At 58.9% G+C, this 20,639-nt stretch carries 19 protein-coding genes; 8 read left to right on the top strand and 11 right to left on the bottom strand.

The features are described 5' to 3' along the window. Positions 1-4 precede the first annotated feature (4 nt). The 3 genes from lipA to ACQK2Q_RS04355 form a co-directional block, all read right to left on the bottom strand. Positions 5-976 (bottom strand): lipoyl synthase, encoded by a 972-nt coding sequence (lipA, locus tag ACQK2Q_RS04365; RefSeq protein ID WP_425408525.1) that lies wholly within the window; start codon positions 974-976, stop codon positions 5-7. Positions 977-1,057: 81 nt separating this feature from the next. After that, positions 1,058-1,780 carry a hypothetical protein gene (locus ACQK2Q_RS04360; protein ID WP_425408524.1) on the bottom strand — a complete coding sequence of 241 codons (723 nt, stop codon included), beginning with the start codon at positions 1,778-1,780 and terminating at the stop codon, positions 1,058-1,060. A 118-nt stretch (positions 1,781-1,898) separates the two neighbouring features. Next, on the bottom strand, positions 1,899-2,351 hold the full coding sequence (locus ACQK2Q_RS04355) for an Lrp/AsnC family transcriptional regulator (RefSeq protein WP_425408523.1): 453 nt from the start codon (positions 2,349-2,351) through the stop codon (positions 1,899-1,901). A gap of 137 nt (positions 2,352-2,488) precedes the next feature. Here ACQK2Q_RS04355 and ald point away from each other — a divergent pair, with 137 nt between their 5' ends. Both ald and ACQK2Q_RS04345 read left to right on the top strand, forming a co-directional pair. Continuing rightward, entirely contained in the window at positions 2,489-3,607 is a 1,119-nt protein-coding gene (gene ald, locus ACQK2Q_RS04350; RefSeq protein ID WP_425408522.1) for an alanine dehydrogenase, read from the top strand. A gap of 190 nt (positions 3,608-3,797) precedes the next feature. Continuing rightward, entirely contained in the window at positions 3,798-4,154 is a 357-nt protein-coding gene (locus ACQK2Q_RS04345) for a hypothetical protein (RefSeq protein WP_425408521.1), read from the top strand. A 72-nt stretch (positions 4,155-4,226) separates the two neighbouring features. Here ACQK2Q_RS04345 and ACQK2Q_RS04340 read toward each other — a convergent pair whose 3' ends face one another. The 3 genes from ACQK2Q_RS04340 to ACQK2Q_RS04330 all read right to left on the bottom strand — a co-directional run bounded on the left by ACQK2Q_RS04340 (position 4,227) and on the right by ACQK2Q_RS04330 (position 6,828). After that, positions 4,227-5,000, bottom strand: coding sequence for a PepSY domain-containing protein (locus ACQK2Q_RS04340; RefSeq protein ID WP_425408520.1), 774 nt, complete (start codon positions 4,998-5,000; stop codon positions 4,227-4,229). Positions 5,001-5,011: 11 nt separating this feature from the next. Next, positions 5,012-6,379: a hypothetical protein gene (locus ACQK2Q_RS04335; RefSeq protein ID WP_425408519.1), complete on the bottom strand. Its 1,368-nt coding sequence runs from the start codon at positions 6,377-6,379 to the stop codon at positions 5,012-5,014. 152 nt (positions 6,380-6,531) lie between these two features. Beyond that, a complete protein-coding gene (locus ACQK2Q_RS04330) occupies positions 6,532-6,828 on the bottom strand; it encodes a hypothetical protein (protein ID WP_425408518.1) in 297 nt (98 codons plus the stop codon). 204 nt (positions 6,829-7,032) lie between these two features. On the opposite strand from ACQK2Q_RS04330, the gene ACQK2Q_RS04325 reads away from it, so the two are divergent. Beyond that, the gene (locus ACQK2Q_RS04325) at positions 7,033-7,896 is read left to right on the top strand and encodes a MerR family transcriptional regulator (protein WP_425408517.1); all 864 of its coding nucleotides are present in this window, start codon (positions 7,033-7,035) and stop codon (positions 7,894-7,896) included. Beyond that, entirely contained in the window at positions 7,897-9,030 is a 1,134-nt protein-coding gene (locus ACQK2Q_RS04320) for a hypothetical protein (protein ID WP_425408516.1), read from the top strand. A 53-nt stretch (positions 9,031-9,083) separates the two neighbouring features. On the opposite strand, the gene ACQK2Q_RS04315 is transcribed toward ACQK2Q_RS04320, so the two are convergent. Continuing rightward, positions 9,084-9,374, bottom strand: coding sequence for an aspartate decarboxylase (locus ACQK2Q_RS04315; RefSeq protein WP_425408515.1), 291 nt, complete (start codon positions 9,372-9,374; stop codon positions 9,084-9,086). Between the two features lie 216 nt (positions 9,375-9,590). Here ACQK2Q_RS04315 and ACQK2Q_RS04310 point away from each other — a divergent pair, with 216 nt between their 5' ends. Beyond that, the gene (locus ACQK2Q_RS04310) at positions 9,591-11,738 is read left to right on the top strand and encodes a PQQ-dependent dehydrogenase, methanol/ethanol family (RefSeq protein ID WP_425408514.1); all 2,148 of its coding nucleotides are present in this window, start codon (positions 9,591-9,593) and stop codon (positions 11,736-11,738) included. Between the two features lie 34 nt (positions 11,739-11,772). Here ACQK2Q_RS04310 and ACQK2Q_RS04305 read toward each other — a convergent pair whose 3' ends face one another. Then, the gene (locus ACQK2Q_RS04305; protein ID WP_425408513.1) at positions 11,773-12,075 is read right to left on the bottom strand and encodes a hypothetical protein; all 303 of its coding nucleotides are present in this window, start codon (positions 12,073-12,075) and stop codon (positions 11,773-11,775) included. 33 nt (positions 12,076-12,108) lie between these two features. Continuing rightward, complete coding sequence (locus ACQK2Q_RS04300) at positions 12,109-12,795, bottom strand: hypothetical protein (RefSeq protein WP_425408512.1); 687 nt, start codon at positions 12,793-12,795, stop codon at positions 12,109-12,111. Between the two features lie 334 nt (positions 12,796-13,129). On the opposite strand from ACQK2Q_RS04300, the gene ACQK2Q_RS04295 reads away from it, so the two are divergent. Next, complete coding sequence (locus ACQK2Q_RS04295) at positions 13,130-13,624, top strand: N-acetyltransferase family protein (RefSeq protein ID WP_425408511.1); 495 nt, start codon at positions 13,130-13,132, stop codon at positions 13,622-13,624. 207 nt (positions 13,625-13,831) lie between these two features. Here ACQK2Q_RS04295 and rpoD read toward each other — a convergent pair whose 3' ends face one another. Both rpoD and dnaG read right to left on the bottom strand, forming a co-directional pair. Continuing rightward, positions 13,832-15,811, bottom strand: a complete 1,980-nt coding sequence (rpoD, locus tag ACQK2Q_RS04290; RefSeq protein ID WP_425408510.1) for an RNA polymerase sigma factor RpoD — start codon at positions 15,809-15,811, stop codon at positions 13,832-13,834. A gap of 43 nt (positions 15,812-15,854) precedes the next feature. After that, on the bottom strand, positions 15,855-17,810 hold the full coding sequence (gene dnaG / locus ACQK2Q_RS04285; protein ID WP_425408509.1) for a DNA primase: 1,956 nt from the start codon (positions 17,808-17,810) through the stop codon (positions 15,855-15,857). Between the two features lie 319 nt (positions 17,811-18,129). Here dnaG and typA point away from each other — a divergent pair, with 319 nt between their 5' ends. Both typA and ACQK2Q_RS04275 read left to right on the top strand, forming a co-directional pair. Then, a complete protein-coding gene (gene typA / locus ACQK2Q_RS04280) occupies positions 18,130-19,971 on the top strand; it encodes a translational GTPase TypA (RefSeq protein WP_425408508.1) in 1,842 nt (613 codons plus the stop codon). Between the two features lie 106 nt (positions 19,972-20,077). Then, positions 20,078-20,635: a VPLPA-CTERM sorting domain-containing protein gene (locus ACQK2Q_RS04275; protein WP_425408507.1), complete on the top strand. Its 558-nt coding sequence runs from the start codon at positions 20,078-20,080 to the stop codon at positions 20,633-20,635. Positions 20,636-20,639 lie beyond the last annotated feature (4 nt).

Raw genomic sequence — 20,639 nt, 5'->3', positions numbered from 1 at the left:
TCTCTTATGTTGACCTGGCCGCGCGCGCCGCCCGAAGTTTCGCGAAATCCTCGCCCGCATGGTGCGAGGAGCGCGTGAGCGGCGACGCCGAGACCATGAGGAAACCTTTCGCCCGCGCCAGCGTCTCGTAGGACTTGAATTCGTCAGGATGCACAAAGCGGTCAATGGCCGCATGTTTACGCGTCGGCTGCAGATATTGCCCGATGGTGATGAAGTCGATGCCGGCGGAGCGCATATCGTCCATAACCTGCATCACCTCTTCGCGCGTTTCGCCAAGACCGACCATGATGCCGGATTTGGTGAACATCTGCGGATCGCGCTCTTTGACTTTTTCAAGCAGGCGCAAGGAATGATAATAGCGCGCGCCGGGGCGGATCTGGAGATAAAGCCGCGGCACGGTTTCAAGATTGTGGTTGAACACATCCGGTTTCGAATCGATGACCGTCTCCGCCGCGCCGCCCTTGCGCAGGAAATCCGGCGTCAGGATTTCAATCGTCGTCTCTGGCGAGCGCGCGCGAATGGCGCGCACGACCGCCGCAAAATGCGCAGCCCCGCCGTCGGTTAAATCATCCCGGTCGACCGATGTAATCACTACATGATTGAGACCCATTTCCGCGACCGCTTCGGCCACATGCGCGGGCTCTTGTTCGTCGAGCGCGGACGGCAGGCCGGTTTTGACATTGCAAAACGCGCAGGCCCGCGTGCAGGTGTCGCCCATGATCATCATGGTGGCGTGTTTTTTGTCCCAGCATTCGCCGATATTCGGGCAGGCCGCCTCTTCACATACCGTATGCAGATTTTTCGACCGGACAATGTCGCGCGTTTGCGAGAAGCCCTTTGACACGGGCGCCTTGACGCGAATCCAGTCGGGTTTGCGCAGGACGGGCGTATCTTCCCGTTTCTGCTTCTCCGGATGGCGCGGTCGCGCCCCGTTATCAGGCGCCGGCGCGCCGACATTATCGATTAGCGTGGCCATGCGCTCCATGTAGCAGCGGCGCCTGCGGAATGTAAGGGGTTGAAATCAGGCGTTTGCGCCGTCGCCGGGAGCCTTCGCGCCCTAATACATCATGCGTTTGACGTTATCGATCACCTCATCGAAAGGCTGGTGAATGATCGCGCCGTCCATGGGCTCGCCGAGCGAGACGTTAATCGCCTCCCACGCTTCGATGGATTTGATGCGCGGCGGCTCGCCGATCCGGGCGAGACGGGCGCCCTCTGTGGAGAATTTCACCACCTCGCGCGAGACCGGCAGGCGCAGCCAGCGCCAGACGCGGCGGCAGATTTCACCGCTCTCGTAAAGCTCCCAGCGCGGATCGGTGCCGTCATTGGAAATATCGAAAAACAGCGTCTTCATGTCGCCGGCGTCAGCCAGCAACAAAACGCCATGATCATGGGCGAAAAACTGCGGCGCGCGGCCGTTGCTCAGGAACGACGACTCGCCGAAGCCGCAGCGCAGATCCGCGATCGCCTTGCGCTTCGTCATTACGCAGTCCTGAAATTTTGCAACGATGTTCGGCCATTCCTGCCGGCCGATCACGTAAAGCCCCCCGGCGACAAGCATGATGATGGCGCCGGCGATCTGAACGGCGAACCACGGGTCCGCCTGATAGGCGAAGGCGATGGCCAGCGGCGCCACCAGCGCAAACGCTGCGGAAATGGGCCGGCTGAAACCGATAAGGTCTTCACGCGCATAATCGTTTACATTGTCGGAATATTCCGCGGCGGCTTTCAGGCGCGCGGCGACGGGGGCCGGAATATCAACACGCGCAGTGGTCAGCATCGTTGCCTCTTATGTCTGTTGCGCGCAAATTATGCCGGTAAAATTTTTGCCAGTTGCTTAAGCAGCAACTGTGAAATTTAATCTTATTTTTCGTTACCGGGCGGCAAGAATCAGGCCGTTAAAGCGGCACGGCGGTGCGCCGGAAAACCTTGCGGATGGCGAAATTCGTGATGACGCGGTCAACGCCCGGCAGACGCGTCAGAATTTCATTATGGATGCGTTCATAGTCCGCCCCGTCGCGGCACAGGATGCGCAGCAGATAATCCGACAAGCCCGCCATCAGATAACACTCCATGATTTCCCGGTGGAGCGTTACCGCTTTTTCAAATGCGGTCAGCGTCGCCTGCTGCTGGTTCTTTAACGTCGCCTGTACGAAGACGGAGGTTTCAAGCCCGGCTTTTCGCTCGTCTACAATGGCCACCTGCTGGGTGATAACGCCGGCGCGCCACATCTCCTTGACGCGCTTGTGACAGGCCGAAGGGGAAAGGCCGACGCGCTCGCCAAGGTCGCTGAAAGAACAATGTCCGTCTTCCTGCAGGATATCGAGAATAGCCGTATCAAACTGATCCATAAATTGAATAGTATTCTTATAGTAAGCGAATTCAACGAAATTTATTCACCTACGGCGCTGCAGAGCCGAAAAATATCAAAACGCTCCATAAAAAAGAGAATATAAGACGCCCACCAACCTGATATGGAGGGCTATTCATGCTTGTCGGCGTTCCCAAGGAAATCAAAAATCACGAATATCGCGTCGGCCTCGTGCCCGGCAGCGTCCGCGAATATGTCCAGAACGGACATGAAGTGCTTATGGAAACCGGCGCCGGCGCCGGGATCAAGGTCAGCGATGATGAGTATCTCGCGGCCGGCGCCAAGATTGCGCCCGATGCGAAATCGGTCTTTGAGCAGGCGGATATGATCGTCAAGGTCAAGGAGCCCCAGCCCAATGAATGGGTGCAGCTTCGCGAAGGACAAATTCTTTATACGTATCTTCACCTCGCGCCCGATCCCGATCAGGCGCGCGGCCTGATCGATTCAGGCGTCACCGCCGTTGCGTATGAGACGGTGACCGACCGTTGGGGCGGCCTGCCCTTGCTGGCGCCCATGAGCGAAGTGGCGGGGCGGCTGTCCATTCAGGCGGCGGCCTATGCGCTGACGGCGCATCAGGGCGGGCGCGGTCTGTTGATGGGCGGCGTGCCCGGTGTTTTACCGGCGAAAGTACTCGTTATCGGCGGCGGCGTCGTCGGCACGCATGCGGCGCGCATGGCGGTCGGTCTCGGTGCGGACGTTACCATCCTCGACCGTTCGCAGCGCCGGCTTGCGGAACTTGACGAGCTTTTCAACGGCCGAGCCAAAACACGCTATTCCACATTCGAAGCGCTCGATGAAGAAACAGACGTCGCCGATGTCGTTGTCGGCGCGGTGCTCATTCCGGGCGCCAACGCGCCGAAACTCGTCACGCGTGAAATGCTGAAAGGCATGAAGGAAGGCGCCGTTCTCGTTGACGTCGCAATCGATCAGGGCGGATGTTTTGAAACGTCGAAAGCCACGACCCACGCCGACCCCACCTATGTGGTGGAGGGCGTCATTCACTATTGCGTCGCGAATATGCCGGGCGCCGTACCGCTGACTTCATCACATGCGCTGAACAATGCGACGCTCGCATACGGCCTTATGCTGGCCAATCAGGGCCTCGACGCCTTGCGCGACAATCCGCACCTGCAGGCGGGACTGAATGTCCATCACGGGCTTGTGACCTACAAGGCCGTCGCTGAAGCGCTGAACACCGAGTTCACCCCGGCTGAGCATGCGCTGAAAAAATCCTGACTGTAGTCTCGGGCACGCCTGCTAAGCTGTTGATTTTTATGATCAACATCTTGGTCGGCCCCTGCGCCGCGCCAGACCCCGCCGGACGGCGGACATTACGCCAAAGTAAGGATTTGTTCAGAGTTTACGCCATTTATTCGCTTGCAGAAGCCGCCGGTTCAAGGGCATATTCCGGACAGGGAGAGGTGCAATGCGCAAAACCTTGATTTCCGTCGCTATTGCGGCAACGCCATTCTTAGTCTCGATGGAAGCCATGGCGTCCAGTTCGGGGACGGCTCACTTCACGGTTTCATCCTCGGCGACCGCGGTTGAAGACAAATCCCGCGCGAAAAAGCCGAACGCTTTTGTGTCTCTTATTCTCAAAACCATCGCGGATCCCTCAGCCGGCCAGCAATATTACGTCCTGGCGTCGGCTTCTTCCGATGGCGTGAGCGAGGCTGACAGCTGCCCGGAAAATCAGACCAAACCCGCGGCTGCGCCTGAGGGGGCTGAAGAAGATCAGCAAAAAACCGCGGTCGGACCTGAGCCGCTTTATTTCGCATTCTAGACTTTTAGAATTTTACTCCAGACGATTGCGCCGCCAGACAATTGCGTCATCAGACGGGCGCGCCTGGCGTTTTCAGGGCGTCTCGTTTTGCTGCGCGTCTTTTTTCTCATCGCGGCGCCGCCTCGCCGCCCTCCGCCCGGTCATCAGCATGAGGTCGTTTCCGAACCGGCCGCGCGACAACCTGTAAATTACGATGATGACGCCGGACAGCGCGAAGATAAATCCGGTGAGCGACGCCGCCATGAGCAGCGGATTATTGAAGTCGTCCCGCTCGTCATAATCCATGATGTGCAGCATCCAGAAGAAATCATAGAGCCGCCAGATGTCGTTGCGGCGCGCCCTCACCTCGCCGCTGCCCGGTAATATATAAAGACGGGTGTTTCGCTTGTCGTCGAAGTCCACGCGCCAGACCGGCGTGCGCCCGCGATATTCCTGAGGCGGAAACGACATCAACCGCGCCTCAACGATTTCGCCGTCGCCGAGATAATCCTGTTCCGCGACGCGCCGGGCGAGGCGCTCCGGCAAAGGCGACATCCGTTCGCCCGACGACGCATCAAATAATCCGTCCCCGTCCGGACCGCGGGTGATGTATACCGGGCGGCCCAGAAAGTGCGTCAGCTCAACCGAGGTCGCGCCGTCCGCCTGCGCCAGGACGCCGCCGGGCGATGCGTATGTCGCCGGTTCCAGCGGCGCCGCTGGCGCACGATAGGCCGCCGTCTCGCCGCGCACCAGTTCAATCGGATACCAGCTCATCACCACGCCGCTCGCCATCCAGAGCAGAACCTGAATCCCGAGGATTAGCCCCGCCCATAAATGAACCCGTTGCACGATCGCTTTGAAGGTCATTGAATGCGAACTTACTGTACTGAAAGGTCGGACGCGGAAAGCGGCGTTGTCAGCAGCACTTCGAACGCTTCCCATTCACCGCCGGCGCCGGCTGCGTTGCGGGCGACATAGCCGGCGACAATATCGCGCCCGAGATTGTAGTTTAACACATAGCCGCGATAGGTTTCCACGAACCGCACGCTCTGCTCGGCGCGTTCGCGCGATTCAAGGCGATATTTCATCATCATTTCGATGGCTGTTTCCCGGTCGATATCACCGTCCAGATAGCGACGCGCCACCATATTGCGCGCATGCGAAAGCTCCCGGCGCAGATCGTTCAGCGCTTCCAGCTTCTCCGCCATCGCCGGATCAAGCCCCGCCAGCGGGAACAGAACATCGCGTTCAAACTCGATTTTTTCGCGGCCCGGAAAGGCCAGTTCAATGCCGTAATTGGCCGACCCTTCCGCCGTTACGGATAGCGGTGAAAACAGCGGATAGACGGCGTATTCAATCCAGCCCTGGCCCTTCAACAGATCGCGTTCCAGCATCACGTTCCATGTGTGATGGCCGGGATAGCCTTCATGACACCCAAGATCGACAGCGCGGTCGATGATGACGGGAAAGTCCGTATTCACCTGAATGAGGCTGTGATAATCGCCCTGATACCAGTTATATCCGCTCCACGGTTTTTCCGTGACGAATTCGGTGGAAAAGCTTTCATTCGCCGGCAGGTCGTAATGAGTGAATGTGCGCCGCCGGCATTCGGCTATGGCGGCGTCGAAAACCTGATCGAGCTTGTCGCCGGGGATGGCGAGCGTGTTTCTGAACGCGTCCACGCGTTCATTGAGCGGCGCATCGCCCGGCAACAACGCGTCGATCTTTTCCAGGATCGCATCGAATGCCGCGATATCATATTCCGGCGCAACGGCGTCGTATAATAATTGCGTTTCCTCATCGAACGAGAAAGTCTCGCCGCGCACCATGCGGATCCGAGTCAACGCCGCGCGCGTCAGTTTTTCCAGCATGGCGCCGCGTATGGTCGGCGCATCGCCATTGGCGCGCTCAATGCTGATCAACAATCCTCTTGCGTCCGCTTCAAGAAGTTCGAGGGGCCGTTTTTCCGTGCGGGCCGCTTCCGCCCAGTCTTCGGGACCGTGATAGGCGTCCACAAAGGCGGGATCGTGCTGACCGGCCGCCAGAGAAAGCTTCACCAGGGACTCGGCGATGGCGTTAAGGCTGGCGGCGTCTTCCGACGACACCATGTAACGCTGTTCGCTTTCCTTGACGTCGGTCTCGATAATTTCATCGGCGAGTTTTGCCGACGGCGCCTCCTTGGAGGACGTATCATCACCGCAAGCCGACAGGAAAAAAGCAGCCGCAAGGGCGGTGATGCGCAGCATATGAGTGAGACCCCGGTTGTTAGTGTTCACAGCAGCCGCTCGCCGGACTGAAAGACAACCATACGCCCTGTTTCGCGCAAACGCACGTAATGCGCGAAACAGGGAAAAATGCAACCGGCGAAACGGTATGCCGCAGTCTAGCAGATCAGGCGCTAAGCGGGAACGCCGGTAAAGGTGGAATTGCCGAAAGCGCCAAGCTTGACGTCGCCGCTCAGATTGCCGCCCTCTTCCTTGCCGGCGAATTCGAGCGTAATCGGCATCGGCTGCGTGACTTTCGCGTCCCATTTCAGTGTATCGCCCTCGACGCGCCCGTTCTCGATCGGCGCGGCGCCCTGCGGGCCGGACATTTCGCCGGTCAGCGCATCGCCGTCCTGTTTGAGCGTTAAAACGCCGGTCTGGTCGCCCATGGGGGTTTTAATCGTAAGGTTCCACTTGCCGTCAACAGCCATTTTTCACTCCTTTTTCGGTCCGCCGGGATCCGGGCGGACAGGCCAGATTCGCGGGCGACCTTAGCGGCTCGGCTTGGCGGCGCAAGAGGAAGCTGCATAACCGGGCGGGAGCCGATTTTCGCGGCAAACCGAAGGTTTAGCGCGATCAGGCGTTTGACTCTCCTCCAAGGGGAGACACTACACTTCTGCGCTGTGAAAGGGCTTTTGCAAATCGGGGAGCTGGCGCGTCTTGGCGGGGTGTCCGTCAAGGCGCTTCGTTTTTATGACGAACAGGGATTGCTGCGGCCCGAGCATGTGGATGCGCAGACCGGCTATCGCTATTACACGCTGGAGCAGGCGGCGGCGCTGGCCGCCATCACCAATTTGCGCCTGATCGATTTTTCCATCGCGGAAATCGCCCATATCATGCGCGACGGCGTTCCGCCGCCGGACGAAGTCAAAGCCGCCATCAGGAAAAAGCAGGCGGCGCTGGCGGACGAGCAGGCGCGTCTCGCAGACAAGCAGAAGATTGCGGATATTCTGGCCCAGTCGGCGGCAAGCGGCGCTGCGCCGCCCCCGACCCTGAAACTGACGCCGATTGCGCCTCAGCGGGTTTTCGCCCTGCGCCAGCGCGTTCCCCATCTCGGCGAGCCGGTGACAAAAATGTTCGAGACAGCCGAGACGCGCGTTGGCGAAAATCAGGCGCGCGCGACCCTGCCGCCCTTTTTGATTTTTCACGATCCGCCGGAGACAAAAACCGGTCTGGACGTGGAAGTGTGCATTCCCGTTTTGCAAGCAGCGCCGGAACAGGCTGCGGTTACAATCATCGGCGGCGCCGACATCGCCTGCGCCGTGGTTTATGCGGGCGGCTATTTCAAGACCGATACGCTGTTCGCGCAGATGACCGGGTGGATACATAACGCCGGGCTGCAACCCGCCGGTCCGCTGCGGGAAGTTTATCACCGCTTTGGCGCCGATCAGGACGACTATCGCCTGCCGAAGAAAATGACGGCGCGCAACGCCGCCGAATATCTGACGGAATTACAAATTCCCATACGCATGAATATCAACAGCAAGGAGAATGACTAAATGCAGAAAACCTTCAGGGTTCTGAGCGCCGCGGCTTGCAGCGCAGGCATATTGACCGCGAGCGCGTGCGCACAGGAAGACACGAGCGAAGCGCGCGCTGAAATGGTCGCCGGACTGGCGCGCGCTGACGATCGCGCGCTTGAAGATATTGAAGGCGTAACCACGCATTACGGCGCGGTGGAAACATCCGACGGCGCGACATTAAGAACGCTCATCACCATTCCCGACGGCGCAAGCGGCGCGCCGCACCCGCTGCTCTTTACGCAATGGGTTTCATGCGGTTCCGTCGAGTTTCGTTCCGACCAGAACGAACGCGCCAGACTGGCGCAGGAATCCGGCCTTGCGCTGATGCGCGTCGAGCGTTCTTCCGACGGCGACAGTCAGGGGCCGGCCTGTGACGAACTCGATTACGATACGGAGGTGCGCCATTACATTGAGGCGTATGAGGCCCTGCTTGCCGATGAGCGCATCGATAACAGCGAAGTCTATATTTACGGCTCAAGTCTTGGCTCAACCACAGCCCCGCTGGTGGCGAAAGCGCTGCAGGACAAAGGCCACAATATCGCTGGCGTTATGGTGCAAGGCGGCGGCGCGGAGACTTATTACGAGCGTATGCTGACATTCGACAGGCTTTATCTTGAACGCCGCCCCGACGACGTCGCGCCGGAAGACATTCATGACGAAATCATCAACCGCGCCAAATTTCACTACGAATATCTGATCAATGATCGCCACCCGGATGAAATCGCCGAGGACAGCGACGCTATGGCGGCAACCCGCGCGGACATCAGGGGCATGGAGGACGGCGCTCATTACGGCCGGCCTTACGCGTGGCACCAGCAGGCGGCGAAGAAAAATTTCCTGGCGGCGTGGGCCGCCATCGAGGCCCCGGTGCTGGTCATCTATAATGAGTTCGACCAGTTCGAGAGCCAATACGGCCATCAGGTGATCGCCGACATGGTCAACCGGTTGCGCCCGGGGACGGCGACTTTTGTGGTGCAAGACAATATCGGTCACGGCAACAGCCGCTATGCAGACGCTGTGTCCGCTTACGGGTGGGAAAATGCAGAACCCGCCTGGGAGCAGACGGCGGATGTGATGTTGACCTGGCTGGACGACATACGGGCGGAATAAGCTTTTCGTTCAATCACTGTCAGGCGGCGCGTGAAAAAATTCATGCGCCGCTTTCAGTTTTTCTCCCGCCGCCAGCTTTCCATGGCCTGGCTGATGGAAAAGGTCTCGCGGTATTTGGGCGAGTCCGACGGGCGCGGCGGACGCTCGCGCGTCAGTTCCATGATCTCCGCGAGCTTGTTATGCGCCGCGCCGGACTGCCCGGCGCCGATATAGGCGTGCAGTTCGATCAGCGCGTCCGACAACGGATCGTCGGCGCGAATGACGAAATAGGGCTCGTCCTCCGCGAGATGGTCATAACAATCGAATTGCGACTTGTTGGCTTTCGAGCCGATCGGCTGAGACATGAAAAAACCCTCGGAACTTGTAGCCGGTTTATCGGGCGATTCGGCCCGGTCACTTATTCCTTTCTTGGCGCGCGTCGCCGGCTTTTCCGATAGCGGCGGCCCGCGATTCATAAGCCGCCGCCGGAGAATTTGACATCGGCGCCGCGGCAGGCCGAAATGGCGTCAAGGGACTGATCGAAATTTCATGACGCGCTGGCGCGTCAGCGGGGGCTTAGTATGCATATTCACCCACTCATTCGTTTGCCAATTTTTCTTGCATTCGGCTTGATTGCCGCTTGCGGCGGACAAGAGCGCGCATCGGAAGAGAACCGACAACCGGCCCCACCCGCCTCTTCCGACGTCAAAATTGTCGAGGCGCTCGGCGATCCGGGTTCATGGGCGCTGCATGGGCGCACCTATGGCGAAGACAGGTTCAGTCCGCTCGAGCGGATCGATCGCGGTAATGTCGCAGACCTGGAGCTTGCCTGGAGTTACGATTTCGACACGCGGCGCGGACAGGAATCAACGCCGATCATCATTGACGGCGTCATGTATGTCTCAAGCGCGTGGAGTAAGGTTCATGCGCTTGACGCCAAAACCGGCGAGCTCATCTGGCAGTACGATCCGGAGGTTCCCGGCGAATGGGCCGTGCGCGGATGTTGTGACATCGTCAATCGCGGCGTCGCCTATTGGAATGGTAAAATTTATGTAGGCTCGTTTGACGGCCGCCTCATCGCCATTGACGCCGCGTCCGGCGAGCGGGCCTGGGAGACGGACACGATCATCGACCGGGACGAGGCCTATACGATCACCGGTGCCCCGCGCATTGTGAAAGGCCGCGTCATCATCGGCAATGGCGGCGGCGAATTTGGCGTTCGCGGTTACGTCTCCGCTTACGACGCCGAGACCGGCGCGCTCGACTGGCGGTTCTTCACCGTGCCGGGCGATCCCTCAAAACCGTTCGAAAATCCGATTCTCGAAATGGCCGCAAAGACATGGTCCGGCGAATGGTGGAAGCATGGCGGCGGCGGGACGGTGTGGGATTCCATGGCGTATGACGCCGAGCTTGACCTCTTGTATATCGGCGTCGGCAACGGCTCGCCCTGGAATCCGGCGATCCGCAGTCCCGGCGGCGGCGATAATCTTTTCATCTCTTCCATTGTCGCGCTGCGTCCCGAGACTGGCGAGTATGTCTGGCATTATCAAACGACGCCTGGCGACCAGTGGGACTATACCGCCACGCAACACATGATCCTCGCCGATCTCGACATCGGCGGCGAGCCGCGCAAGGCGATCATGCAGGCGCCGAAGAACGGCTTTTTCTATGTCCTCGACCGTACGGATGGAACGCTGATTTCAGCCGAGGCGTTCGCGCCGATGAACTGGGCGGACGGCGTCGACATCGAAACGGGACGACCCAACATCCTTGAAGGCGCGCTTTACCACGAGAACGGCGACAGCCCGTTTATGGGAACGCCCGGCCCCATGGGCGCGCATAACTGGCACCCGATGTCGTTCAGTAAAGCGACGGGGCTCGTCTATCTGCCGGCGCAATTCGTCGCGTTCCCCTACGCGCCGGAGACCGATTATCGCAAAAGCAAGCTATCAACCAATCTCGGCATCGACCTCGAACCGATCATTCTGCCTACAGAACAGACAATCCGCGACCAGGTGAGACGATCTTTGAAAGGCCGCCTGATGGCGTGGGATCCGGTCGCGCAGAAGGAAGTCTGGCGCGTCGACCATGGCGGGCCGTGGAATGGCGGCGTGCTTTCCACCGCCGGCGGCCTCGTATTTCAAGGTAACCGGAATGGCGGCTTCGCCGCTTATGACGATCGGACGGGCGAAAAACTGTGGGAGCGCGATGCGCAGACCGGCGTCATCGCCGCGCCGGTTTCGTATGAAATTGACGCAGAGCAATATATCGCTGTCGCAGCGGGATGGGGCGGCGTCCTGCCGCTTCTGCTCGGCGAGCTTTCGCATCTCGAAAGCGGCGCGCAGGTCAACCGGAGCCGCGTTCTCGTCTATCGGTTGGGCGGCGACGCCCCGCCCCTCGATCGCTATCCGGTGGCGCGCGCGCCGAGCCCGGCCCCCGCCCCCTTCGGAACCGACGAGCAGATCGCGGACGGCCGGCTGAGTTACACGCGCTATTGCAGCGGCTGTCATGGCGATACGGCCGTCAGCGGCGGCGTTCTGCCGGATTTGCGTTCTTCCTATGCGCTCGCGGATGAAGAAACATGGAATCGCATTGTCCTGGAGGGCGCGCTGACGCCGGCGGGCATGGTCGGGTTCGCCGACGAACTGAGCCCCCGGGACGCCGCGAATATCCGCGCCTACATCGTGCGCCGCGCCCATGAGGCTGCGGCGTCGGCGCAAGACGATTAGGAAAGTCCCGGCCGCCAGTCTTACCGGACCAGTTTCACGCGCTCGCCAGCGTGCATTCGATTAGAACGTCCGACAACGGATCATCGGCGCGGTTGACGAAATAGGGCTCGTCCTCTGCGAGATCGTCATAGCAATCGAATTGCGACTTGTTGGCTTTCGAGCCGATGGGGGCGGTTATGGGCGGGAATCCTTTACCTTGAAAATGTCTATTGCGCGATTCGACGAAAATATGGGCGAAGCTGACATAAGCCGAATGAACCTGAACGACGGGGTTTCGCCGCCATTGCGGCCGGTCGCCCAGCGGCTGTGAAGGTCCGGTTCTGAAAAATTGCGCCAAACGGCAGCGGCTATTCGATGGTTTAAATGTTGCTCAACTACAGTTTTGCGGCAATAATTTAACTTCAACAATTCTGCGCCCGCGGGCGAGACGAATGGTGTGTGGTTCGCCGCTTGACATCCCAAAATTTGGCTTTTCCGGATATATACCTTTATCACCTGCTGTAGCGATTAAGTCTCCAGGAATAATATCCGCCTGGTATGCGGCGGAGTCTTTCCGAACCGCTGCAATCTTCACAACTTGGTTTGTATCGACTAGCCGCTTTTCTTGTTCGGACGGTTCACTCAGCATCACTCCAACGCAAGAGGTTTTCAACGGGCCAAAGAACAAAGCGGTCTGGTCATATCGTGAGACTGAATATGGAATTTGGGTTTGTGTTGGAACGTAGGAAGTGCTGGTTCCCCAATAACTACCTGACGCATATCCCCCACTGCCATATGCGCTGACCATACCGTTATGCTGCGTCGTCACCGCTTTAGTACCGTTGATCGTGTATGCCCCTTGAATTGTATCAGTATGCTCGCGAAGCAAAACGACTTTGGTGGCGCCAATTTCCCGAGCTTTGCTTAACGCTTTCTTCGATTTCTCAATTGGTCCATTGAACGCTGAATAACCGATCAAACCGTAGCCATTTTCAAACATCTTTAACACTGTATCGGAAGTCCCGCCGTATCCGGCGACGACTTCTGGCGTATGACTAGGCTCTTCAAATCGGGCCATAAGTTCACCTTGCGAAGTTGTGCTTTCATAAAATTCCTCATAGCCCGTTGCACATGAGGATAGCACGGCGAACATAATAAAAAATATTGGGCGCATGTGCAGTCTCGCGATTTCAGTTTCTTCAACAAAAATAGATATCGAAGCTGAAATTCGTCTTACTAATTGATGAAAATTTTAACTGTCGCAAAATCAGCGCCGGCACTACTTCAAAGGCGTTCGATTCTTGGCTGTTTCAATGTTCGGCCTCCCTTAATCGGAACTCAATAAATTAGCTTTAACCAATCCCTGAAGAAAAAAACAAAGTTGGTTTAGGGCCATTTCAGCGTGTCAAATTGTGAACATCACCGTTAAACATCCGGCCGACTGCCTCTATTGTGAACTTGATAAACTCGCCACTTTCGCAGCCTATAGCGGGGAGGTCGAACTCGACGATATTAAACGAGGGGTTCGAAATGCAAAAGCCATTTTATGGGTAGCGCATCAAGGTGCGATATGCGCCGTCGCGGTGCTAAAACGCCCAAACGTCAATTATCGAAAGAAAATCTTTCAAAAAGCGAATTTCTCCGCATGCCCGGAAACGTATACTTACGAACTGGGCTACATCTTTGTGGACAGCGCGAATAGGAAAAGAGGGTTGGCAAAAAGTCTTGTGACGAAGGCGATTGAGGTATCAGGCGAACACGCGGTGTACGCAACTACTCGTTCTGACAATAGCGCAATGCAAAACATTCTAACCTCGTTCAAATTTGTGAAGGTGGGCGACGATTACAAATCAAAAAGAACAAAATCATTACTATCGCTTCTTACGTACAAGCCTACTCAAGTATGAATTTTGTTCGATGCTGAAAGATATTTTTCAGATCGGCAACACTTCCCGCATTTCGCTCATTCATTGTATATTCGCCGACCGTCCGCAAAGGGCCCCAAAGCAGACATTTTCTTTCTGTCTACGAATGTCCATTGCTACGTAGAATGCAGACATATTCGGACAGTGGTTCCGTTAAAAAAGCCCCGGGCGATGCCGGGGCTTTGTTGATTAGTTATCCAAAAAGCTCCGCAGCTTCCTTGACCGGCTCGGATGCTTCAGCTTCCTCAGCGCTTTCGCCTCGATCTGGCGGATGCGCTCGCGCGTCACGGAGAACTGCTGGCCGACTTCTTCCAGCGTGTGGTCGGTGTTCATGCCGATGCCGAAGCGCATGCGCAACACGCGCTCCTCGCGCGGCGTCAGCGAGGCGAGAACGCGCGTCGTCGTCTCGCGCAGGTTCGACTGGATCGCCGCGTCGATGGGCAGGATCGTGTTCTTGTCCTCGATGAAATCGCCGAGATGGGAGTCTTCCTCATCGCCGATGGGCGTTTCCAGCGAAATCGGCTCCTTGGCGATTTTCATCACCTTGCGGACTTTTTCCAGCGGCATGGAGAGTTTCTCCGCCAGCTCTTCCGGCGTCGGCTCGCGCCCGATCTCGTGCAGCATCTGGCGCGAAGTGCGGACGATCTTGTTGATCGTCTCGATCATGTGCACCGGAATACGGATGGTGCGCGCCTGATCGGCGATGGAGCGGGTGATCGCCTGGCGGATCCACCACGTTGCGTAGGTCGAGAATTTATAGCCGCGGCGGTATTCGAATTTATCCACCGCCTTCATCAGGCCGATATTGCCTTCCTGAATGAGGTCGAGGAATTGCAGGCCGCGATTGGTGTATTTCTTGGCGATGGAAATCACGAGGCGCAAATTCGCCTCGACCATTTCCTTTTTGGCGATGCGCGCCTCGCGCTCGCCCTTTTGCACCATGGAGACGATGCGGCGGAAATCCTGCACGGTGAGGCCCGTTTCCGTCGCGAGGTGGCCGATCTCGTCGCGGATGTCCTGAACCTTGTCGGCCGCGCGCTCGGTGAAGTTCTTCCAGCCCTTGCCGGTTTTCTTGGAGATGCGGTCGAACCATTCCGGGTCGAGTTCCGCGCCGATATAGTCGCCGAGAAACTCCTGGCGGTTGACGCCGTAGGAGTCGGCGAGACGCACGAGCTTGCCTTCCAGCGCCATGAGGCGGCGGTTGATGTCGTAAAGCTGTTCGACCAGCGCTTCGATGCGCTGATTGTTGAGCCGCACGGAGCGCACGCGCTCGACGATATCTTTCTGCAGCTTTTTAAAGCGGCGGGTCTGCGACGAAGTCAGGTCCTCGCCCTTCAACTGCTCCTCGATCATGATGTCCTGAAGGCGGCGCAGCTTTTTGTAGTTCGAGGAAATCTCATCGAACTTTTCCATGACGCCGTCGCGCAATTCGGCCTCCATGGCGGAGAGCGACAGCGCGCCTTCGTCGAAATCCTCTTCGTCGTCCTCGGCGTTTTCGGCCTTTTCCGCTTCCTCGCGGTTGACCCGCTCGGCGACTTCCGGCTGCGTCATGTCGGGGCGCGCTTCCGGCCCGCCGCCATAGGTGGCGTCAAGGTCGATAATATCGCGCAGGAGCACCCGGCCCTCTTCCAGTTCGTCGCGCCAGACGGTGATGGCCTCGAAGGTCAGCGAGCTTTCGCATAACGAACGGATCATGGTTTCCCGGCCCGCCTCGATACGCTTGGCGATGGCGATTTCGCCTTCGCGCGAGAGCAGTTCGACGGTGCCCATTTCGCGCAGATACATGCGGACGGGATCGTCCGTGCGGTCGGCCGAGGCGCCGGTGTTGGTGGTGACGACCTGACCGCCCTTTTTCTCGTCTTTCAGGGCGACGGCTTTGGTCTTGGCGGTTTTCGCCTCATTGTCGTTGTCGGCGTCGTCGTCATCGTCGTCTTCATGCTCGACGACATTGATGCCCATTTCGGAAAGCTGCGCCATGATGTCTTCGATCTGTTCGGAAGACACCTCCGCCGACGGCAGAACCTTGTTCAACTCGTCATAGGTGACAAAGCCGCGCGACTTGGCGGACTTCAAAAATTTCTTAACCCCCGCATCGGTCAGGTCGAGGATCGGGCTGTCGCCCTGCTCCTGCGTTTCCGTTTCTTTTTTCGCCGCTGCTTTTTTCGCCATGTGACTTTTAAATCCTTACCGCCAGAATTTTATCGCCGGGGCCTTACCGGCTGAATTTCTTATCGACTGTCCGCCTCATCCGCTCGAGCGCATCGTCAAAACGTTTGGGTGAATCCTCTTCCGGGTTCTCGTCCTCGCGTTTGCTTGAATTGACAATTTCCTCGCGCGCGGCCGCCGCCGCTTTCCAAGCATCGTCGCCTTCCGTGAATATCTGAGACGCCGAGCGCGCCACCTCCTGCTTTAACGTCGATTCAAACAGATGATGCGCCAGGGCGTTCGTGAACCCCTGTTCTACCTCGTCAATCTCAGCGTCGGGGCGCAGGAATTTATGTTTCGAGAGCTGGGAATCATTAACGACCCGCTCCAAGCTTCCTGCCGCGCCGGTCTGGCTGAGATGGCTTTTCAATGCGGGACTGTCAAGGGCGGGATCGGCTGAAATCGCCGATAAAACCTCGCTTAACAGCGCTTTCAGGCCCGGATCGGCGATCTCAAGCTCCAGAAAGGCCGATTCCAGCCGTTCAATCAGGGCCGGATGATTGACGGCGGCGAGAATGAGGGAGGCCTCGCGGACCCATTGGGACGGGCGTTTAAGGCCCGGCGTCGGCCGCGCCGGGGCGGCGTAGCGAAAGCCCTGCCGTCCCGCCGGCCCCCGGCGAAACGGGTTGGCGCTTGCCTGCGGCCGTTCGCTCTGCGCGTAGCCGCCGCTCAGCGCGTCGCGGCGCGCCGGACTGAACTGCGCATCGAGGCGCTGGGAAAGCTCCGCGCCGTAGGCGCGTCTGACGTCCTTGTCGGCGATGGACTTCACAAGCTCGCGCAGATGCGCGCGCAGTTTCGCCCGGCGCTCCGGCGTGTCCAGCGGCTGGGCGCTGATTTCGCGCGCCCACAAAACGTCAACCAAGGGCCGCGCCTTTTCCAGCACGGCTTTCATGGCGGCGGCGCCTTCGGCGCGGATGAGGTCGTCCGGGTCCTGACCTTCCGGCAGGAAGGCGAAATTCAGCGACGCGCCGGGTTTCAACAAAGCAAGCGCCCGGTCGATGGAGCGGTGCGCGGCGTTGACGCCGGCGCTGTCGCCGTCAAAGCACAGGACCGGTTCGTCGCAGGCGCGCCACAGCATGCCAAGCTGATCTTCGGTGAGCGCGGTGCCGAGCGGCGCGACCGCGCGTTTTATCCCCGCGCCCCACAGGGCGATCACGTCCATATAACCTTCGCAGACGATCAGCGGCTGCTTGTCGCTTGCGGCGGCGCTGCGCGCGTCCGTAAAATTGTAGAGCACCGCGCCTTTATGAAAGAGCGGCGTTTCCGGCGAGTTCAGATATTTCGCCCGGGCGTTCGGATCGAGCGCCCTGCCCCCGAAGGCAATCACGCGATCGCGCGCGCCCAGAATGGGAAACATGATGCGGCCCCTGAACCGGTCATAGCTCGCGCCGCCGTCATCGGGCTTGATGATGAGCCCGGCGTCGACCAGCACATCATCCGTAAACCCCTTATTGAGAAGATAGTCTTTCAGTGCATTGCGGCTGGAAGGCGCGAAACCGATGCTGAAATTCTCGATCTGCGCGTCCGTGATCTCCCGGCCGCGCAAGTAATCCATCGCCTGACGGCCGTCCGCGCGGTGCAGCATCGCCTGATAGAATTTCGCCGCCGCGGCGCAGGCTTCAGCAAGGCCTTTCGCTTTTTCCGCGCGCGCCGCCTCCGCGGGGCTTTCCACGGGCAATGCAAGCCCGGCGTCCGTCGCGAGCCGCTCCACCGCTTCGGGAAAGCTCAAACCTTGCGTCTCGATCAGGAAGGTAATGATGTCGCCATGGTTCTGCGTTGAAAAGCAGTGATAGGTGCCGCGCCGGTCATCGACCGAAAAAGACGGCGTCTTCTCCGGCTTGAACGGCGACAGACCCCACCACGCATTGCCGCGCTTTTGCAGCTTCACATGCCGCCCGATGACGTCGGAGGGCCGCAGCCGCGACTTCAATTCATCCAGAAATTCAGGCGTAAAACGGGGCATGGCTCGGCGGCTTAAACTGCAAAAATGAGATATAGGCGCAACCATCGCCCCCGCATAGAAAGCGCGTTAACGGCTTTTCCCCATGCCGCCCCTTGCCAAGACGCCTAAAAGCGCGCACTTGCCGCCCCTATGACGCAACGCAATATATCATCCAGCGCCTTATTTCCTTGGCCTCGCCAACGCCGGAGCGAACTGGACAGACGTTCGCCAGCCAAATCCCGATGCCGCAAAGGCGCTAGTCTAAAGAGTCAGAGCCGGACCGTATCGTGATGCTGAAAGGAACGTCTGATTTTCTGCGCTTAAAGGACGCTGTAAAAATATGAATCCGGCTCTGAGGAATATCGCCATTATCGCGCATGTCGATCATGGCAAAACGACGCTCGTCGATGAGATGCTGCGCCAGTCCGGCGCGGTCCGCGACAACGCCGAAATGGCCGAGCGCGCCATGGACTCCAACGATATCGAGCGCGAGCGCGGCATCACCATTCTCGCCAAATGCACCAGCGTCGTCTGGGAACAGGGCGACTCGCCGGTGCGCATCAACATCGTCGACACGCCGGGCCACGCCGATTTCGGCGGCGAGGTGGAGCGCATCCTGTCCATGGTGGACGGCTGCCTCCTGCTGATCGACGCCGCCGAAGGCCCCATGCCGCAGACGAAATTCGTCCTGTCGAAAGCGCTGGCGCTGGGGCTGAAACCCATCGTCGTCCTCAACAAGGTCGACCGCCCGAGCGCCGACCCGGACAAGGCCTTGAACGAAGCTTTCGATTTGTTCGCCGCGCTGGGCGCGAGCGATGAACAACTGGACTTTCCGGTTCTCTACGCCGCGGGACGCGACGGCTGGGCCGATCATACGCTGGAGGGCGCGCGCAAAAACCTCGACGCGCTTTTTGAAACCGTGGTCGCGCATGTGCCGGCCCCGGATATTGCGGAAGACGGCGCATCAGCGCCCTTCCGGATGCTGGCGACCACGCTGGAAGCCGACCCCTATCTCGGGCGCATTCTGACGGGCCGGGTCGTCTCCGGCGTCGCCAAACCCGGCGCCACCATGAAGGCGCTGTCGCGGAACGGCGAAATCGTGGAGCAGGCCCGTGTCAGCAAGGTGCTTGCGTTTCGCGGGTTGAAACGCCAGCCGGTGGAAGAAGCGTATCCGGGCGATATTGTCGCCATCGCCGGTTTTTCAAAAGCGTCCGTATCCGACACGATCTGCGACCTTGGCGCCGACCAGCCGATCCCTTCTCAGCCCATCGACCCGCCGACGCTGTCGGTGACGCTGTCCGCCAACGACTCGCCGCTGGCGGGCCGCGAAGGCGACAAGGTGCAGTCGCGCGTCATTCGCGAACGCCTGTTGCGCCAGGCGGAAGGCGACGTCGCCATCTCCGTCACGGAAACCGTGAACAAAGACGCGTTCGAAGTTGCGGGCCGCGGCGAGTTGCAGCTTGGCGTGCTGATCGAAAACATGCGCCGCGAAGGCTTCGAACTTGCGGTCTCGCGCCCGCGCGTCGTGACGCGCACGGACGATGCCGGACAGACCCTCGAGCCCGTCGAAGAGGTCGTTATCGACGTCGATGACGATTATTCCGGCGTCGTCATTGAAAAACTGTCGCAGAAAAAAGCCGAGCTGGTCGAAATGAAACCGGCGGGCGCGGGCAAAACGCGTCTCGTCATGCATGCGCCGTCGCGCGCGCTCATCGGCTATCACGGCGAGTTCCTGACCGACACGCGCGGCACCGGCGTGATGAACCGGTCCTATCTTGAGCACGCCCCGCACAAAGGCGCCATCGAGGGGCGCCGCAACGGCGTTCTCATCTCCAATGGCGACGGTTCGGCGGTGCCTTACGCCATCTGGAACCTGGAAGAGCGCGGCGTCATGTTTATTTCGCCCGGCGACGCGGTTTATGAAGGCATGATCGTCGGCGAAAACGCCAAGCCCGACGATCTCGACGTCAACCCCTTGAAGGCGAAACAGCTCACCAATATTCGCGCCGCGGGCAAGGACGAAGCGGTGAAGCTTACGCCGCCGAAACGTCTGACGCTTGAACAGGCGATCTCCTATATCGATGATGACGAGCTTGTCGAAGTGACGCCGAAATCCATCCGTCTACGGAAAATCGCGCTGAAGCCGCATTTGCGAAAAAAACGCGCGAAAGAAAACGCCTGATTCCCTCATAAGGGGCGCCCGATAAATTAACCGGGAAATCCTGGCCTTATTCATTGACCTTGTACCTAAAGGTCGTCAGGTTGGCGGCATTGATGTGGGGAGTGTTATGAATATCAAGGTTTTACTTTCAGGTTTCGTTGCTCTTTTGGCGGCCACTGCTGGCGCGAACGCCGCCACGGTGAGCGCGACAACGTCCGTCACGGCTGAAGTCGATGTTTCGGCGGTGACGCCGGGAAATCTTAGACGGTACGGCTATAGTTGCGGCGCGACGTGCTCAGGGAGTAGTTCGGGCAATCCCGATAATCTGGACGCAGGCGCCAGTTTCCTCATCAATTTCGGCACCAGCGCCGGCGCCGACGATCTCGGCTCATTGGTATTTACAAACCCTTTCATGGACGACATCAACAACTTTGCGTCAGCTGCGGGGCTTCCCGTTGACGGCCTCGCGCTCGGTTCATTAAGCACGCTCTTTATGACCTTCGTATTTATCGATGATGAATTCGCTGTTGGTGACATGTATATTTTTATCGACGACAACATTTTGAATGGAACAATCTCCGAACTCAGCGTAAGCGACGTCCCGCTGCCCGCAGCCCTGCCGCTGTTTCTCGCAGGGCTCGCCGGCGTTGGCGCGGTCGCTCGGCGCAAGAAAAAGCGCGCCTGAGCCT

Source organism: Hyphococcus sp., from assembly GCF_965228385.1.
In the GTDB taxonomy this organism is placed as follows: Bacteria; Pseudomonadota; Alphaproteobacteria; order Caulobacterales; family Parvularculaceae; genus Hyphococcus.
This window is presented reverse-complemented; position numbering and strand designations above follow the sequence as displayed.

What these genes read in the sequence shown, in the direction of transcription:
- lipA (WP_425408525.1), bottom strand. Translation starts at nt 976, where the DNA reads ATGGCCACGCTAATCGATAATGTCGGCGCGCCGGCGCCTGATAACGGG.
- ACQK2Q_RS04360 (WP_425408524.1), bottom strand. Translation starts at nt 1,780, where the DNA reads ATGCTGACCACTGCGCGTGTTGATATTCCGGCCCCCGTCGCCGCGCGC.
- ACQK2Q_RS04355 (WP_425408523.1), bottom strand. Translation starts at nt 2,351, where the DNA reads ATGGATCAGTTTGATACGGCTATTCTCGATATCCTGCAGGAAGACGGA.
- ald (WP_425408522.1), top strand. Translation starts at nt 2,489, where the DNA reads ATGCTTGTCGGCGTTCCCAAGGAAATCAAAAATCACGAATATCGCGTC.
- ACQK2Q_RS04345 (WP_425408521.1), top strand. Translation starts at nt 3,798, where the DNA reads ATGCGCAAAACCTTGATTTCCGTCGCTATTGCGGCAACGCCATTCTTA.
- ACQK2Q_RS04340 (WP_425408520.1), bottom strand. Translation starts at nt 5,000, where the DNA reads ATGACCTTCAAAGCGATCGTGCAACGGGTTCATTTATGGGCGGGGCTA.
- ACQK2Q_RS04335 (WP_425408519.1), bottom strand. Translation starts at nt 6,379, where the DNA reads ATGCTGCGCATCACCGCCCTTGCGGCTGCTTTTTTCCTGTCGGCTTGC.
- ACQK2Q_RS04330 (WP_425408518.1), bottom strand. Translation starts at nt 6,828, where the DNA reads ATGGCTGTTGACGGCAAGTGGAACCTTACGATTAAAACCCCCATGGGC.
- ACQK2Q_RS04320 (WP_425408516.1), top strand. Translation starts at nt 7,897, where the DNA reads ATGCAGAAAACCTTCAGGGTTCTGAGCGCCGCGGCTTGCAGCGCAGGC.
- ACQK2Q_RS04315 (WP_425408515.1), bottom strand. Translation starts at nt 9,374, where the DNA reads ATGTCTCAGCCGATCGGCTCGAAAGCCAACAAGTCGCAATTCGATTGT.
- ACQK2Q_RS04310 (WP_425408514.1), top strand. Translation starts at nt 9,591, where the DNA reads ATGCATATTCACCCACTCATTCGTTTGCCAATTTTTCTTGCATTCGGC.
- ACQK2Q_RS04300 (WP_425408512.1), bottom strand. Translation starts at nt 12,795, where the DNA reads ATGGCCCGATTTGAAGAGCCTAGTCATACGCCAGAAGTCGTCGCCGGA.
- rpoD (WP_425408510.1), bottom strand. Translation starts at nt 15,811, where the DNA reads ATGGCGAAAAAAGCAGCGGCGAAAAAAGAAACGGAAACGCAGGAGCAG.
- dnaG (WP_425408509.1), bottom strand. Translation starts at nt 17,810, where the DNA reads ATGCCCCGTTTTACGCCTGAATTTCTGGATGAATTGAAGTCGCGGCTG.
- typA (WP_425408508.1), top strand. Translation starts at nt 18,130, where the DNA reads ATGAATCCGGCTCTGAGGAATATCGCCATTATCGCGCATGTCGATCAT.
- ACQK2Q_RS04275 (WP_425408507.1), top strand. Translation starts at nt 20,078, where the DNA reads ATGAATATCAAGGTTTTACTTTCAGGTTTCGTTGCTCTTTTGGCGGCC.